At 67.8% G+C, this 13,316-nt stretch carries 12 protein-coding genes and 1 pseudogene; 7 read left to right on the top strand and 6 right to left on the bottom strand.

The annotated features are described in order from the left end of the window. Positions 1–12 precede the first annotated feature (12 nt). Together hpaH and hpaI are read left to right on the top strand one after the other, a co-directional pair. Positions 13–816, top strand: coding sequence for a 2-oxo-hept-4-ene-1,7-dioate hydratase (hpaH, locus tag WS96_RS07115; RefSeq protein WP_059831480.1), 804 nt, complete (start codon positions 13–15; stop codon positions 814–816). 12 nt (positions 817–828) lie between these two features. Next, on the top strand, positions 829–1,635 hold the full coding sequence (gene hpaI, locus WS96_RS07120) for a 4-hydroxy-2-oxoheptanedioate aldolase (protein WP_059831482.1): 807 nt from the start codon (positions 829–831) through the stop codon (positions 1,633–1,635). A 76-nt stretch (positions 1,636–1,711) separates the two neighbouring features. Here hpaI and WS96_RS07125 read toward each other — a convergent pair whose 3' ends face one another. After that, positions 1,712–2,503, bottom strand: coding sequence for an AraC family transcriptional regulator (locus WS96_RS07125; protein WP_059831483.1), 792 nt, complete (start codon positions 2,501–2,503; stop codon positions 1,712–1,714). 95 nt (positions 2,504–2,598) lie between these two features. Between WS96_RS07125 and WS96_RS07130 the strand changes: the two genes are divergently transcribed. The 4 genes and pseudogenes from WS96_RS07130 (at position 2,599) to WS96_RS07140 (ending at position 4,799) form a co-directional block, all read left to right on the top strand. Further along, positions 2,599–2,850: a hypothetical protein gene (locus tag WS96_RS07130; protein WP_034204951.1), complete on the top strand. Its 252-nt coding sequence runs from the start codon at positions 2,599–2,601 to the stop codon at positions 2,848–2,850. 31 nt (positions 2,851–2,881) lie between these two features. After that, positions 2,882–3,844 carry a quinone oxidoreductase family protein gene (locus WS96_RS07135; protein WP_059831485.1) on the top strand — a complete coding sequence of 321 codons (963 nt, stop codon included), beginning with the start codon at positions 2,882–2,884 and terminating at the stop codon, positions 3,842–3,844. A 365-nt stretch (positions 3,845–4,209) separates the two neighbouring features. Further along, a pseudogene (locus tag WS96_RS34425) lies at positions 4,210–4,302 on the top strand (DUF6402 family protein); the annotation flags it as partial. 32 nt (positions 4,303–4,334) lie between these two features. Further along, a complete protein-coding gene (locus WS96_RS07140; protein ID WP_257127956.1) occupies positions 4,335–4,799 on the top strand; it encodes a hypothetical protein in 465 nt (154 codons plus the stop codon). Positions 4,800–4,942: 143 nt separating this feature from the next. On the opposite strand, the gene WS96_RS07145 is transcribed toward WS96_RS07140, so the two are convergent. The 5 genes from WS96_RS07145 to pdxR form a co-directional block, all read right to left on the bottom strand. Further along, positions 4,943–6,034 carry a porin gene (locus WS96_RS07145; protein WP_059831488.1) on the bottom strand — a complete coding sequence of 364 codons (1,092 nt, stop codon included), beginning with the start codon at positions 6,032–6,034 and terminating at the stop codon, positions 4,943–4,945. 131 nt (positions 6,035–6,165) lie between these two features. Continuing rightward, positions 6,166–7,233, bottom strand: coding sequence for an ABC transporter ATP-binding protein (locus WS96_RS07150; protein WP_059831490.1), 1,068 nt, complete (start codon positions 7,231–7,233; stop codon positions 6,166–6,168). Then, positions 7,226–8,998 carry an ABC transporter permease gene (locus tag WS96_RS07155; protein ID WP_059831491.1) on the bottom strand — a complete coding sequence of 591 codons (1,773 nt, stop codon included), beginning with the start codon at positions 8,996–8,998 and terminating at the stop codon, positions 7,226–7,228. Before WS96_RS07155 ends, WS96_RS07150 begins: the two co-directional genes overlap by 8 nt. 113 nt (positions 8,999–9,111) lie before the next feature. Further along, positions 9,112–10,212, bottom strand: a complete 1,101-nt coding sequence (locus WS96_RS07160) for an ABC transporter substrate-binding protein (RefSeq protein ID WP_059831493.1) — start codon at positions 10,210–10,212, stop codon at positions 9,112–9,114. A gap of 178 nt (positions 10,213–10,390) precedes the next feature. Next, positions 10,391–11,869 carry a MocR-like pyridoxine biosynthesis transcription factor PdxR gene (gene pdxR, locus WS96_RS07165; protein ID WP_059831495.1) on the bottom strand — a complete coding sequence of 493 codons (1,479 nt, stop codon included), beginning with the start codon at positions 11,867–11,869 and terminating at the stop codon, positions 10,391–10,393. Between the two features lie 101 nt (positions 11,870–11,970). Here pdxR and WS96_RS07170 point away from each other — a divergent pair, with 101 nt between their 5' ends. Continuing rightward, positions 11,971–13,206: a multidrug effflux MFS transporter gene (locus tag WS96_RS07170; protein ID WP_059831497.1), complete on the top strand. Its 1,236-nt coding sequence runs from the start codon at positions 11,971–11,973 to the stop codon at positions 13,204–13,206. Positions 13,207–13,316: the final 110 nt, after the last annotated feature.

The following is a 13,316-nucleotide window of genomic DNA, read 5'->3' on the forward strand; positions in this document are numbered from 1 at the left end:
CCCGATCCGACCATGCTCGAACCCGCCATCATCGACCAGCTCGCGCACCGTCTGCACGACGCCGAACGCGCGCGCACGCAGATCCGCCAGATCTCGCTCGACCATCCCGACATCACGATCGACGACGCGTATGCGATCCAGCGCGCGTGGGTCGCCCTCAAGCTCGCGGAAGGCCGCACGCTGAAGGGGCACAAGATCGGCCTCACGTCGAAGGCGATGCAGAACACGTCGCAGATCGACGAACCCGACTACGGCGCGCTGCTCGACGACATGTTCTTCGAAGACGGCGGCACGATCCCGACTAGCCGCTTCATCGTGCCGCGCGTCGAGGTCGAGCTCGCATTCGTGCTCGGCAAGCGGCTCGCCGGCCCGAACTGCACGATCTTCGACGTGTACGACGCGGTCGATTACGTCGTGCCGGCGCTCGAGATCATCGACGCGCGCAGCCAGTCGATCGACCCCGACACGAAACGGCCGCGCAAGGTGTTCGACACCATCGCCGACAACGCGGCGAACGCGGGCGTCGTGATCGGCGGCCGGCCGGTGCGCCCGCAGGACGTCGATTTGCGCTGGGTGGCGGCGATCATGTCGCGCAACGGCGTGGTCGAGGAAACCGGTGTCGCGGCCGGCGTGCTGAACCATCCGGCGAACGGCGTCGGGTGGCTCGCGAACCGGCTGTCGCGCTTCGACGTCGCGCTGGAGCCGGGGCAGATCGTGCTCGGCGGGTCGTTCACGCGGCCGTGCGCGGCGCGTTCGGGCGATACGTTCAGCGTCGATTACGGCCCGCTCGGGACGATCCAGTGCTACTTCGAATGAGGTGAGCGAACGATGCAGATTTCGTCGAATGTCTTCAAGGCCGCGCTCGCGCGCGGCGATGCGCAGATCGGGTTGTGGCTCGGCCTCGCGAATCCGTACAGCGCCGAAGTCGTCGCGGGCGCCGGTTTCGACTGGCTGCTGATCGACGGCGAGCATGCGCCGAACACGGTGCCGACGATCCTCGCGCAACTGCAGGCGATCGCGCCGTATCCGTCGCATCCGGTCGTGCGCGTGCCGTGGAACGATCCGGTGATCGTCAAGCAGGTGCTCGATCTCGGCGCGCAGACGCTGCTCGTGCCGATGGTGCAGAGCGCGGACGAGGCGCGTGCGGCGGTGGCCGCGACGCGTTACCCGCCGCACGGCATGCGCGGCGTCGGCAGCGCGCTGGCGCGCGCGTCGCGGTGGAGTCGCGTCGACGAGTACCTGCATCGCGCGAACGACGAGATGGCCGTGCTCGTGCAGGTCGAGACGCGCGCGGGGCTCGACGCGATCGATGCGATCGCGCGGGTCGACGGCGTGGACGGCGTATTCATCGGGCCGGCCGATCTGGCCGCCGATCTCGGTCATCTCGGTCATCCCGGGCACCCGGACGTGCAGGCCGCGATCGACGGTGCGATCCGCGCGATCCAGGCGGCCGGCAAGGCGGCGGGGATCCTGAGCGCGGATGAGGCGGCCGCGCGGCGCTATCTGGAAGCGGGGGCGCTGTTCGTCGCGGTCGGCGTCGATACGACGCTGCTGGCGCGGAGCGCGGAGCGGTTGGCCGCGCAGTTCAAAAGGGCCGGCGACGCCGCCGCGAAGCAGGGGGACGGCACGTATTGACGCGGCGGCAGGCGGCGGTCGTGTGCCGCCCGCGGGTTTTTCGCCACGCGGCTTCGTGAACGCGCAAGGCCGCGCCCTATCCGTTCGCGCTTCGTCCCGCGTCCATATACCGTCCCGGCGTCGTTCCCAGCGCGCGCCGGAACATGTCGATGAACGCGCTCACGTTGTCGTACCCGAGATCGAGCGCGATCGTCGTCACCGGCACGCCATCCGCAATGCGCTCCAGCGCCCGCAGCAGTCGCGCCTGCTGACGCCACTGCGCGAACGTCAACCCCGTCTCGGCGACGAAGCGGCGGCTCATCGTCCGTGCGCCGATGCCGGCCCATTCGGCCCATTCCTCCAGCCGCCGGTCGTTCGCGAGATCCGCAGCCAGCGCATCGGTGATCTTCACGAGCCGCGGATCCCGCGGCCGGACCAGGCCCAGCGCCTCGGCTTCCGATGCCGCGATTTCATCGAGGATCACGTCGGCGATCCGGGCCTGTGCGGCATCCAGCTCGGCATCGCCCCAGCTTGCCGCGCGCTGCACGGCTTCGCGCAGCAGCGGCGTCGTGCGGATCGCGCGCGGCGTCGCCGGCAACGCCGCGCAGCGGGCTTCGGCGACGAACGCCGACCAGCCCGAAATCGGCCCGAACGAGCGCAGCGAATGCCGGCAATGCGGCGGGATCCAGATCGCATGGATCGCCGGCACGACCCACTCCTGGTCGTCGAGGCCGATCGTCACCAGACCGCTCAGCGCGCCGACGAGTTGGCCGCGCGCATGCGAATGCGGCGCGGTGATGCGCGGGTCGCGTTGCGACAGGACGGCGGCGACCACGAACGGGCCGTCGTCGGACGTGACGAAGCGGGCGGGCAGGAGCGGATCGGACATGGCCGGATATCGGTATCGAATGGCCGTTATACCGGAGATTGGCCGGATTCGCACGCCTACACTGCGTCCATCGATGACAACCGGAGCAAGACGCGATGCGAGCCGAACAGATGCTTCCCGACCATGCCGACCGGGTCGATGCCGGCGGAACGACGATTCGCAAGGGGACCGTTGGTGCGTTTCTGGTCAACGCACGGGTGTTGACGGATCCCAACGCCGCGCCGGCGGAGCGGGCGCGTGCGGAGGCCGATGCGATCGACGCGTTGCCTGCGCTGCGAGCGCTCGGCCTCTTCGACGTGCTGGAAGTACGCGATCCCGCGCTGCGCGCATGGCTCGATGCCCGGTAAAGACCCATCTTCCAGAATTGAAGGAACCACCATGAAAGCAGCAGTCGTGGCGGGCGCCGGCGCGCGTCCCGTCCATATGGAATTCGACGCGCCGCCCGCGATGCCGGGCCACCGCCTGATCGACGTGACGGCGTCGGCGTTGAGCCGGCTCGCGCAGGGGCGCGCGGCCGGCACACATTACTCGTCGGACCGACGCTATCCGTTCGTCGTCGGTGTCGACGGCGTCGGGCGTCTCGACGACGGTCGGCGCGTCTACTTCTTCGGTGCCCCGGCGCCGTTCGGTGCGATGGCCGAACGCACGATCGTGCCCGATACGCAGTGCGTGTCGCTGCCGGATGCGCTCGACGACGTCACGGCCGCGGCGATCGCGATTCCGGGGATGTCGTCGTGGGCGGCGCTGACCGAACGCGCGCGGCTCGCCGCGGGCGAGACGGTGCTCGTCAATGGCGCGACCGGCACGTCGGGGCGGCTCGCGGTGCGGATCGCGAAGCATCTCGGCGCGGCGAAGGTCGTCGCGACCGGCCGCAACGCGGCCGCGTTGCAGGCGTTGCTGAATGCCGGCGCGGACGCCGTCGTGTCGCTGCAGCAGGACGACGCGCATCTCGCGCGGGCGCTCGAACCGCATTTCCGCACGGGCGTGGATGTCGTGCTCGATTATCTGTGGGGAGCCAGCGCGCAGACGCTGCTGGTTGCCGGCGCGAAGGCGACCCCCGATGGCCGCCGGCTGCGTTTCGTGCAGATCGGCTCGATCGGCGGCGCGGACGTGCCGGTGCCGGGCGCCGTGCTGCGGGCGACCGCGATCGAACTGATGGGCAGCGGGATCGGCAGCGTGTCGCTGCCGCGCTTGCTGGCGTCGGTGCGTGGCGTATTCGAAGCGGCCGGGCCGGCGGGCCTGACGATCGACACGCGGGAGGTGCCGCTGTCGGCGGTCGGCGAACATTGGGGCGATACGAGCAGCGTCGTGCGTCCGGTGTTCACGATGCGTGGCGATTAACGGCGACGGGCGTGCAACGGCCATCGTCTGTCAAGGGGAAGGGCCAGAAGACGGAGCGCCGTGCGATGGAGGAGTCGGGTCGGCAAGCGCAGCAGTTCGGGGATGGGCTGACGAATGACACGGTCACCGTTCACAGTTGGCAACGATACTTGGGTGTCTTGTCCCACACCGCGAGACTATCTAGCGCTTGTATCAAGACATGTGTTTTCCGCCAGAAACGAACGAATAGATGTGGAATCCATGTCAGGTGATGCGGAATGCTCCGCGTTCGCGACCCCGTCGGATTCGAGATTTTCGATGAATGGTGCATGCGGAACATTGTGAGGCGTTGAGTGGGTTTGTAAGGTCCGGGGTTCCGAGACTGGCAAACCAGACACCATCGAGGTGGCAATTTCATCATATTTTCCGACTATAGGCCGATCATGCTGGACAGACCCATAACGGTGTACTTCGAATGAACGGATTGGCGAGTGCCACGCAAGGGGCGGGCATGGTTGCGCTTGCAGCCATCGCGCTGTTCGGAATCGCGGTGTGTTTGTTGATCGTTGTCTTATACAGCCTTGCACACCAGGAGGGGCGCGCCGCCCGAATGAAATCGGGATTGAAAGCGCTCGGTTTTGGTGTGGCAGTTGTCACTTTTTTGGGCTGCGCCGGTTCTTACTATCAGGATGCGCGCATACGTGCACGAGCGACGCAGTTTGATACCGAGCTCTCCAGGAACGATGGGGGGCGCTACACGGCGCAATACAGCTACCTGGCTCGGGACCGCGTTCTTTTGCGACTCTATCGGACATCCGACATGCGACTGCTCGCCGAGCAGACTTACGAGTACCCGGATTCCGTCCGACTGGTATGGACTAAGGATTCCTTGATATTTGATGCCGCCGTTGATGGCGACGGAGAGATCAAGCTACCGCCTACGCTGTTCGATCGATTCAAGGCTATGTTGCCGTAGTCGACGTGCTTCGTGCGTATGCAATTCCGTGTTGTGCGCGTGAACAGGCGCAGGATGATGCGTAACGGCGCACGAGGATCGGCGTCACATCGAACGGAGGCGGGCGGCTATACGTACCGCCGCCCGCCGTCACGTCGCAACGATCAGAACCGCTGCTGAATCCCCGCCGTGACGCCCACCTGCGTGGTCCCATACCCCGCGAAATCGCGCGACACGCCGACCTTCTGGTCGTGTTTCGCGATCGCGAACGCGCCGGCCGCGTACAGCACCGTCCGCTTCGACAGCGCGTAGTTCGCGCGCATCGACACCAGCGTCGGGTCGGCGTCGCTGCCGCCCTTGATGTTCTGGTGATAAACGGCCGCGATCAGCGAGAACGCCGGCGCGAACTGGTACGACCCGCCGAGCCAGACCATGTCGCTCAACTGGTTCGCCGCCGTGGTGCGGAACGTGCGCTTGTAGTTGCGGTAGCCGGCCATCGTCTTCAGGTTGCCGAAGTCGTAGCTCAGGCCGGCATGGATTCCCTGGATATAGTCGACCGTATCGGCCGGCGTGACGCTGTCGGCCGCGCCGTTCTGCCGGTCGAACGTGACGACCGCCGCGAACGGTCCCTTCTCGTAGCCGACCGCGAAATCGTATTTCGAGCTGGTTTTCATGCTGCCCGGCACGTTGCCGAAGCCGTACAGCGCGCCGAACTTGAAGCCGCCGAATTCGCCGTCGTAGCGCACCGCGTTCGACGAGCGCGTGAACATGCCGTCCTTGCGGCCGCCCGTCGCCATCGACGACGACGCCCACGAGTAGTTCTGCGCGTAGCCCATCGGGTCGAACGGCAGCATGTAGTCGTAGGTGACGGTATAGTTGCGGCCGAGCGTCAGTTCGCCCCATTTGCTCTTCAGGCCGACCGTCGCGCGGCGCGCGAAGATCGAGTCCGGGCCGTCGTCGAACGCGCCGTTCGCGAGATCGATCCCGCTTTCGAGGCGGAACACGGCCTTCAGCCCGCCGCCGAGATCCTCGACGCCGCGCAAGCCCCAGCGCGACGTGTTCTTGTTGCCCGACTTGAGCTTGACCGAATTGCCGCCTTCCGGCGCCGCGTGGTTGGTGAATTCGATGCCGGCGTCCATGATCCCGTACATCGTGACCGACGACTGCGCGTGCGCGGCCGGCACGGCGATACAGGCCACTGCAGCCGAACTGGTAAGGACTACTGTGCGAATGGAACGTTCTGCGCGTGACTTCATTTTGACGGTGTCTCCTTGGATTGTTGTGGGTTGGGTGAAACGGAAAACGGGTACTCGGCGCGCCGATGCGAGGCCGCAACGGATGCGTGCCTGACTGCATGCGCGGCGGCACGCGGGCCGCCGCGAACGGATCAGCCCGCTTTCGCGAACGCCCAGCAGTCGTTGGTCGGGAATTCGATCCAGTGCTTGCCGGCCGCGCGCGGCACATGGCCGAACGCGCGCAGGCGCATGTCGCCGCAATGGAACAGGTATTCCCAGCGGTCGCCGAGATACATCGACGTGACGAGGTCGGCCTGCAGCCGGTTCGCGCCCGGGCCGTCGGCGACCTGCACGCGTTCGAGGCGAATCACGGCCTGCGCGTCCTGACCCGGCGCGAGCGTGTCGCGGGCGACCGCGCGCAGCTCCCAGCCGTCGCCGGCGAGCGTCACGCATTCGCCGTCGATCGCGGCGACGCGCGCGTCGATCCGGTTGTTGCTGCCCATGAATTCGGCGGTGTACAGCGAGCGCGGCGCGCCGTACAGCTCGGCGGGCGTGCCTTCCTGCTCGATGCGGCCGTTGCGCAGCAGCAGGATGCGGTCGGACATCGCCATCGCTTCGGTCTGGTCGTGCGTCACGCACAGGGCCGACAGCCCGAGCGACACGATCAGCTCGCGCAGCCACGCACGCGCTTCCTCGCGCAGCTTCGCGTCGAGGTTCGACAGCGGCTCGTCGAGCAGGATCACCGGCGGGTTGTAGACGAGCGCGCGAGCGATCGCGACACGCTGCTGCTGGCCGCCCGACAGTTGATGCGGAAAGCGTTCCGCGAGATGACCGAGGCCGAGCTGGTCGAGCGCGGTCTGCACGCGGCGCTTCTGTTCGGCCGGCGCCACACGCCGCAGCTTGAGACCGTACCCGACGTTGTCGGCGACGGTGCGGTGCGGCCACAGCGCGTACGACTGGAACACGAGGCCGAGCGAGCGCTGTTCGACCGGCAGGTCGACGCGGTGCGCGCCGTCGAAGAACACGCGGTCGTCGAGCTGGATGCGGCCGTCGGACGGCTGTTCGAGGCCGGCCACCGCGCGCAGCAGCGTGGTCTTGCCGCTGCCCGACGCGCCGAGCAGGCACACGACTTCGCCGGCCTTCAGTTCGAACGACACGCCCTTGAGGATCGGGTTCGCGCCGTAGCTGAGATGCAGATCGTCGACGATGAGCTTATCCATGAAGTTTCACTCCGAAGCGCAGGGCCACGCCGAGACCGGCGCCGACCATCGCGATGTTGATGACAGAGAGCGCGGCGACCTGGTCGACGGCGCCGGTCGCCCACAGCGACACGAGCAGCGCGCCGATCACTTCGGTGCCGGGCGACAGCAGGTAGACGGCGGTCGAGTATTCGCGCTCGAAGATCATGAAGATCAGCAGCCACGCGGCGAGCAGGCCGAAGCGCACGAGCGGCAGCGTCACGTCGAGCGACACGCGGCTGCGCGTCGCGCCGACGCTGCGGCCGGCTTCCTCGAGTTCCGGGCCGACCTGCAGCAGCGCGCTCTGGATGAGCCGCATCCCGTACGCGAGCCACACGACCGTGTACGCGATCCAGATGCTCCACATCGAGTTCTTCAGCTCGCGCAGGCCCGGCACGAACAGGAAGATCCACAGGAACGCGAGGCCGGCGAGCAGGCCCGGCACCGCGCGCGGCAGCAGCACGAGATAGTCGAGCAGCCTGGTCGCCCAGTCGGGGCGGCGGTGGCCGGCGAACGCGACGAGCGAGTAGAAGCCGATCGCGAGCGCGCCGCCGATCACGCCGATGCCGAGCGTGTTGACGATGGCGCGCACCAGGTTGTCCTGTTCGAACAACTCGATGAAATTCGACAGCGTCAGCACTTCGACGAGCGCGACGCCTTCGCCCCAGTTGGTCACGAACGCACGCAGCACGATGCCCGAGATCGGCACGATCACGGTCAGCATCAGCCACAGCGCAACGATCGCGAGCGCGACCCAGCGCCACACGCCGAGCGGCAGCACCGTCGCGCGGCCGGCCTTGCCCTTCACGGTGACGAAGCGGTTCGCGGTCTTCAGCAGGCGGCGCTGCAGCAGCACGAGCGGAAACGTGATCGCGACGATGCACACGGCGACCGCGGCCATCAGGTGATACGACGGCACGCCGAGCTTGTTGGTCAGCTTGTACAGGTAGGTCGCGAGCACGAGGTGGCCTTCCGGGTCGCCGAGCACGAGCGGCAGCCCGAACACCTCGAAGCCGAGGAAGAACACCAGCACGCCGGCGAACAGCAGCGCGGGCATCGTCATCGGCAGGCTCACGTCGAGCGCGACGCGGAACGGGCGGGCGCCCGTCACGCGCGCGGCTTCCTCGACGTCCGAGCCGAGATTGCGCAGCGCGGCCGACGAATACAGGTACACGTGGGGCACATGCGTGAGGCCGACGATCACCGTGATCGCGAAGATCGAATAGACGTTCCAGGGCACGTTATGCACCCCGAACAATTCCTTGAACCACACCGAGTAGAAGCCGACCGGGCCGGCCGCGACCACGTAGCCGAACGCGAGCACCATCGGCGACACGAACACCGGCGTGAGCAGCAGCGGTTCGAGCCAGCGGCGGCCGGGCAGGTCGGTGCGCACCATCAGGAACGCGAGGACGCCGCCGAGCGGGATCGAGATGAACAGCATCCCGCCGGCGATGACGAACGAGTTCTTCACGGCCGACCAGAAGTCGGGATCGCTGAAGACGAAACGGAAGCCCTCGATGCCGAGCGTTTTGTTCGCGTCGAAGAACGGCGCGGACAGCAGGCTCTGGAACAGGATGAAGCCGAGCGGCAGCGCGACCGCGACGGTCAGTACCGCGACGACGATCCAGCGCAGCATGCCGGCGAGCGGCTGCAGGCTGCTGACCGGCAGCGCGGGAATCGCGTCGCGCGGGCCGGTGGCGGGCGGAACGGCCGGTGCCGTGCCGCGTGTGCTGGTTGAAAGCATGAGTTCGCCCCTGCGGCCATCCGGATGGCCGCCTCTAGGAAGTCGGTAAGGGGAAGGGGCCGCCCGCGCGACGCGCGGCGGGCGGCCTGGGTCGGCCGAAGCCGATCAGCCGATCAGCTCTTGATCGCCTGCTGCCATTGCTTCAGGAATGCGAGGCGCTTCGACTGATCGAGATAGACGAGCAGGCCGGTGCCGATCTGGATCGGCTTCAGCGAATCGCCGAGCTCCTTCGTGAGGCTCGCGGCCGACGTTTCGCCGGTCACGTCCGTGCGGATCGCGTACAGGTTCGCCTGGTTGGCGATCATGGTCTGGCCGCGCTTCGACAGCAGGTAGTCCACCCACAGCCTGGCGGCGTTCGGGTTTTTCGCCTTCTTCGAGATCGTCGCGAGCCGGCTCACGATCTGCGTGTAGTCCTTTGGAAACACGTAGCCGATCGACTTGTCCTTCTTCGCCTTCGCGTACGCATACGAACCGATGATGTTGTAGCCGATCAGGTTCTCGCCCGACGAAATGCGCTCCATCATCGCGCCGGTGCTCGACTGCAGCTTCGGGCCGGTCGCGCCGATCGCCTTCACGAGTTCCCACGTGACCTTCTCGTTCAGGTGCGCGTCCTGCGTCAGTGCGTTGAAGCCGACGCCGGATTTCTCGACGTCGTACGTCGTGAGCTTGCCCTTGAACTTGTCCGGTTGCGACGCGAGCAGCTTGATCAGCTCGGCGCGCGTCTTCGGCACCTCGTTCTCGGGAATCAGGCGCTTGTTGTAGACGATCGCGAGCGGCTCGAACGTCGTGCCGTACGCCTGCTTCTGGTACTGCGCCCATTGCGGCACGTTCGGGCTTTCCGGCGAATCGTAGGACGCCATCAGGCCGTCGTTGACGAGCTTGACCTGCAGGTCCATCGCCGAGCTCCACAACACGTCGGCACTGGTGCTGCTCGCCGCGTTCTCGCTGATGTAGCGGTTGTACAGCTCGGTGCTGTTCATGTCGTTGTACTCGACCTTCACGCCGTACAGGCTTTCGAAGTCCTTGATCAGCGGGCGCACGAGGCCCGTGTCGGTCGTCGAGTAGACGATCAGCTTGCCTTCCTTCTTCGCGGCGTCGATCACGCCCTGGTAGTTCCCCGGGTAGCCGGCCGGAACCTGCGCGACGGCGCTGCCGGCGGCGGTGCCCAGAACGACCGCGAGCGCGGCGGCGAGGTGCTTCGGTGCAAACGGCATGTCTTCCTCCAGTTACGCTTATGTGTTGTTCGAGTGCAGCGGATGGTAATTGCGGGGCACTTTCAGCCCGCTTTCATTTCCGTTCGCAATCGCGCCGTTCATGTCATGGATTTCCCGAGGTCGAGCGGCGGCGGCCGCGGGTTCGCGGCGCGCGGCAACGCTTGAAAGGGCACGCGGGCTATGCGGGCGCGGCCAGCAGTTGTCCGAGGAGGCGGCCGCCATGCCGTGCGTGCGCGGCCGTCAGCGCGGCATATCCGACGACGACGCCCGCTTCGCACCGGGCGCTTCGACAGAAGCCGCGAATCGGCTGCAACGCGATGCCGGCCGCGCGGGCTTGCGCGACGCAGGCTGCTTCGTCCATGCCGGGCGGCAGCCACAGCACGAAATGAAAGCCGGCGTGCTCGCCGGACACCGTGTACCGGCCGCCGGCATGCTTCGCCAGCTGGTCGAGCACGATGTCGCGTCGCTGGCGGTACGCGTGGCGGGCGGCGCGCAGGTGCTTCGCGAAATCGCCGTGGGCGATGAAGCGGGCCAGCGCGAGTTGCGGCGCCGCGCCGACCGAGCGGGCGGTCGCATGCCAGACGGCGGACAGCGCCGGCCGCAGTTCCGCCGGCACGACCATGAAGCCGATGCGCAACCCGGAAAACAGCGTCTTGTTGAACGACCCGCAGTAGATCACGCGATCGCACGCATCGAGCGCTTTCAGCGCGGGGAGCGGGGCGGTCTGGTAGCTGAATTCGCCGTCGTAGTCGTCCTCGACGATCCATGTGCGGTTGCGCTGCGCCCAGTCGAGCAGTTCGAGCCGGCGCGATACCGACATCGTGACGCCGAGCGGCGCCTGATGGGCCGGTGTCACGTACGCGGCGCGCGCATCGGGATGGCGATCCAGCGATGCGGTGTCGATGCCTTCCCGATCGACCGGCACGTCGATCACGGTCGCGCCCGCGATCGTGAAGATCTGCCACGCCGACGCATAGCCGGGATCCTCCATCAGCACCGTCGTGCCGGGCGCGAGCAGCGTGCGTGCGACGAGGTCGATCGAATGGCGGATGCCGGTCGTGATGACGATGTCGCCGGCCTCGCACGGGATGCCGCGGTATTCCCGCAGGTACGCGGCGATTTCGACGCGCAGGCTTTCGACGCCCTGTGCCGGCGTCGCGCCGAGATCGTCCGCGGTCGCGGCAAGCAGGCTGGCGCCGAGCGCCTTCTTCCATTGCTGCATCGGCAGCAGGCCGGGATCGGCAAGCCGCGCGACGAACGGGACGCCGGGACGCACGCCTTGCTCGGGCTCGGCCGGGGCGGCCGGCGTGGCGGGCGTGGCGGCACGGCGCGGGCGGTCGTCGCGCGAGCGCGCGGCCGCGCGCAGATAGCTGTCCGGCACGACCGCGCACACGCGCGTTCCGGATCCCCGCGTGCGGGCGATGTAGCCCTCGGCGCACAGGATGTCGTACGCCGCTTCGACGGTGCCGCGCGCGACATCCCAGCGCGCGGCCAGCGTCCGGCTCGATGGCAGCGGGCCGTCGCCGGGCAGCAGGCGCTTCAGGATCGCGTCGCGAATCGTGTCGGCGATGCATGCCTGCTTCGACTGCGGGCTGCCGCCCGACAGCCCGGTCGGGCGTGGCAGATCCAGCGGAATCGCGGCTTTGCCTCGCGGCATAGTGGTCCAGTCGATGGTTGATTTAATGGCCCTTCAGCTTATATCACTTTCGCCTTAGATTGCTGTCGACCCTACCCATCCGACCGAAACGGACTTACCGCATGCAGACGCGTTCATTACCCCGATGGGGCTGGCTGTTCCTGTTGATGCTCGTCGTGTGCCTGCCGCGCGTCACGATCGATGCGTACCTGCCGTCGCTGCCCGCGATGGCGGACGCGCTGCACGGCACCGACGCGCAGTTGCAGCTCACGCTGACTCTCTACATGGCCGGCTATGCGTCGTCGATGCTGGTGTCGGGGCCGCTGTCCGATCGCTACGGCCGCCGCCCGGTGCTGCTCGGCGGCCTGTGCGTGTACGTCGTCGCGAGCGTCGCCTGCGCATGGGCGACCAGCATCCCGGCGCTGATCGTCGCGCGCGTGTTCCAGGCGCTGGGCGGTTGCAGCGGCACGGTGATCGGCCGCGTGATCGTGCGCGAGCGCTTTCCGGCCGCGACGCAGGCCACGATGCTCGGCCATCTTTCGGCCGGCATGGCGCTGTCGCCGGTGGTCGCGCCGCTGGCCGGCAGCGCGATTGCCGAATGGCTCGGCTGGCGCGGCGTGTTCGGCGGGCTGGCGGCGGGCGGGCTGGTCGCGACCGCGATGGTGCTTCGCTATCTGCCCGAGACCCGCGCGCGCGAGGCGCGGCCGCCAGCGGGTGCGGGGCTGCTGCGGACCTACGCCGGCCTGCTGCGCGAGCGGCGGTTCCTGCGCTATTCGCTCGCCATCGGCTTTGCTTACTGCACGTACTATCCGTTCATCGCGGAATCGTCGACGCTGTTCCAGCGGCAAATCGGCGTGTCCGGGCCGGTCTATGCGGCGATCTTCGGCGTGACCGTGCTCGGCTACCTGATCGGGTCGAGCGCGTTCGCGCGGACCGGCGCGCGCTGGACAGCCGATTCGGTCGTCGCGGCGGCGGCGGCCGTCAATCTGGTCGGCACGGCCGGGCTGTGGATCGGCGGCGCGATCGCCCCGACTTCGGTGACGGCCCTCGTCGCGCCGATGTTCGTCGTGATGATCGCGGTCGGGATCGCGATTCCGGCCTGCCAGTTCGCGGTGATGCAGCCGTACACGAAGATCGCCGGCACGGCGTCGGGGCTGTTCTTCTTTATCCAGATGGCGATCACGGCCGCGTGCGGCGGCGTGCTGGCGTGGCTGTCGGACGGCACCGCGCATCCGATGATCGTCGTCACGGGCGGCGCGAGCGTCGCGTTCGTCGCGGTGGTGGCCGGTTTGCGCGAGCGAGGCGTGGCCGGCGATGCGTGCGGCGTGGCGCGCAGCCGGCCCGCCGCCGAGCGCTGAGGCCGACCGGGGCCCGCCGCCACCGTGCGCGGCGGGTTCGCGGCGCCCGCGCAACCCGTGTTTGCGCGAGGCGTGGAGACGGAAAGGATCATGTAATGTAGCGGGCTGTC

The organism is Burkholderia sp. MSMB1835, assembly GCF_001526365.1.
In the GTDB taxonomy this organism is placed as follows: Bacteria; Pseudomonadota; Gammaproteobacteria; order Burkholderiales; family Burkholderiaceae; genus Burkholderia.

Coding starts and splice junctions, on each gene's coding strand:
- WS96_RS07130 (WP_034204951.1), top strand. CDS start 2,599: ATGCGAGCCGAACAGATGCTTCCCGACCATGCCGACCGGGTCGATGCC.
- WS96_RS07155 (WP_059831491.1), bottom strand. CDS start 8,998: ATGCTTTCAACCAGCACACGCGGCACGGCACCGGCCGTTCCGCCCGCC.
- hpaI (WP_059831482.1), top strand. CDS start 829: ATGCAGATTTCGTCGAATGTCTTCAAGGCCGCGCTCGCGCGCGGCGAT.
- WS96_RS07150 (WP_059831490.1), bottom strand. CDS start 7,233: ATGGATAAGCTCATCGTCGACGATCTGCATCTCAGCTACGGCGCGAAC.
- pdxR (WP_059831495.1), bottom strand. CDS start 11,869: ATGCCGCGAGGCAAAGCCGCGATTCCGCTGGATCTGCCACGCCCGACC.
- WS96_RS07135 (WP_059831485.1), top strand. CDS start 2,882: ATGAAAGCAGCAGTCGTGGCGGGCGCCGGCGCGCGTCCCGTCCATATG.
- WS96_RS07160 (WP_059831493.1), bottom strand. CDS start 10,212: ATGCCGTTTGCACCGAAGCACCTCGCCGCCGCGCTCGCGGTCGTTCTG.
- WS96_RS07145 (WP_059831488.1), bottom strand. CDS start 6,034: ATGAAGTCACGCGCAGAACGTTCCATTCGCACAGTAGTCCTTACCAGT.
- WS96_RS07125 (WP_059831483.1), bottom strand. CDS start 2,503: ATGTCCGATCCGCTCCTGCCCGCCCGCTTCGTCACGTCCGACGACGGC.
- WS96_RS07140 (WP_257127956.1), top strand. CDS start 4,335: ATGGTTGCGCTTGCAGCCATCGCGCTGTTCGGAATCGCGGTGTGTTTG.
- WS96_RS07170 (WP_059831497.1), top strand. CDS start 11,971: ATGCAGACGCGTTCATTACCCCGATGGGGCTGGCTGTTCCTGTTGATG.
- hpaH (WP_059831480.1), top strand. CDS start 13: ATGCTCGAACCCGCCATCATCGACCAGCTCGCGCACCGTCTGCACGAC.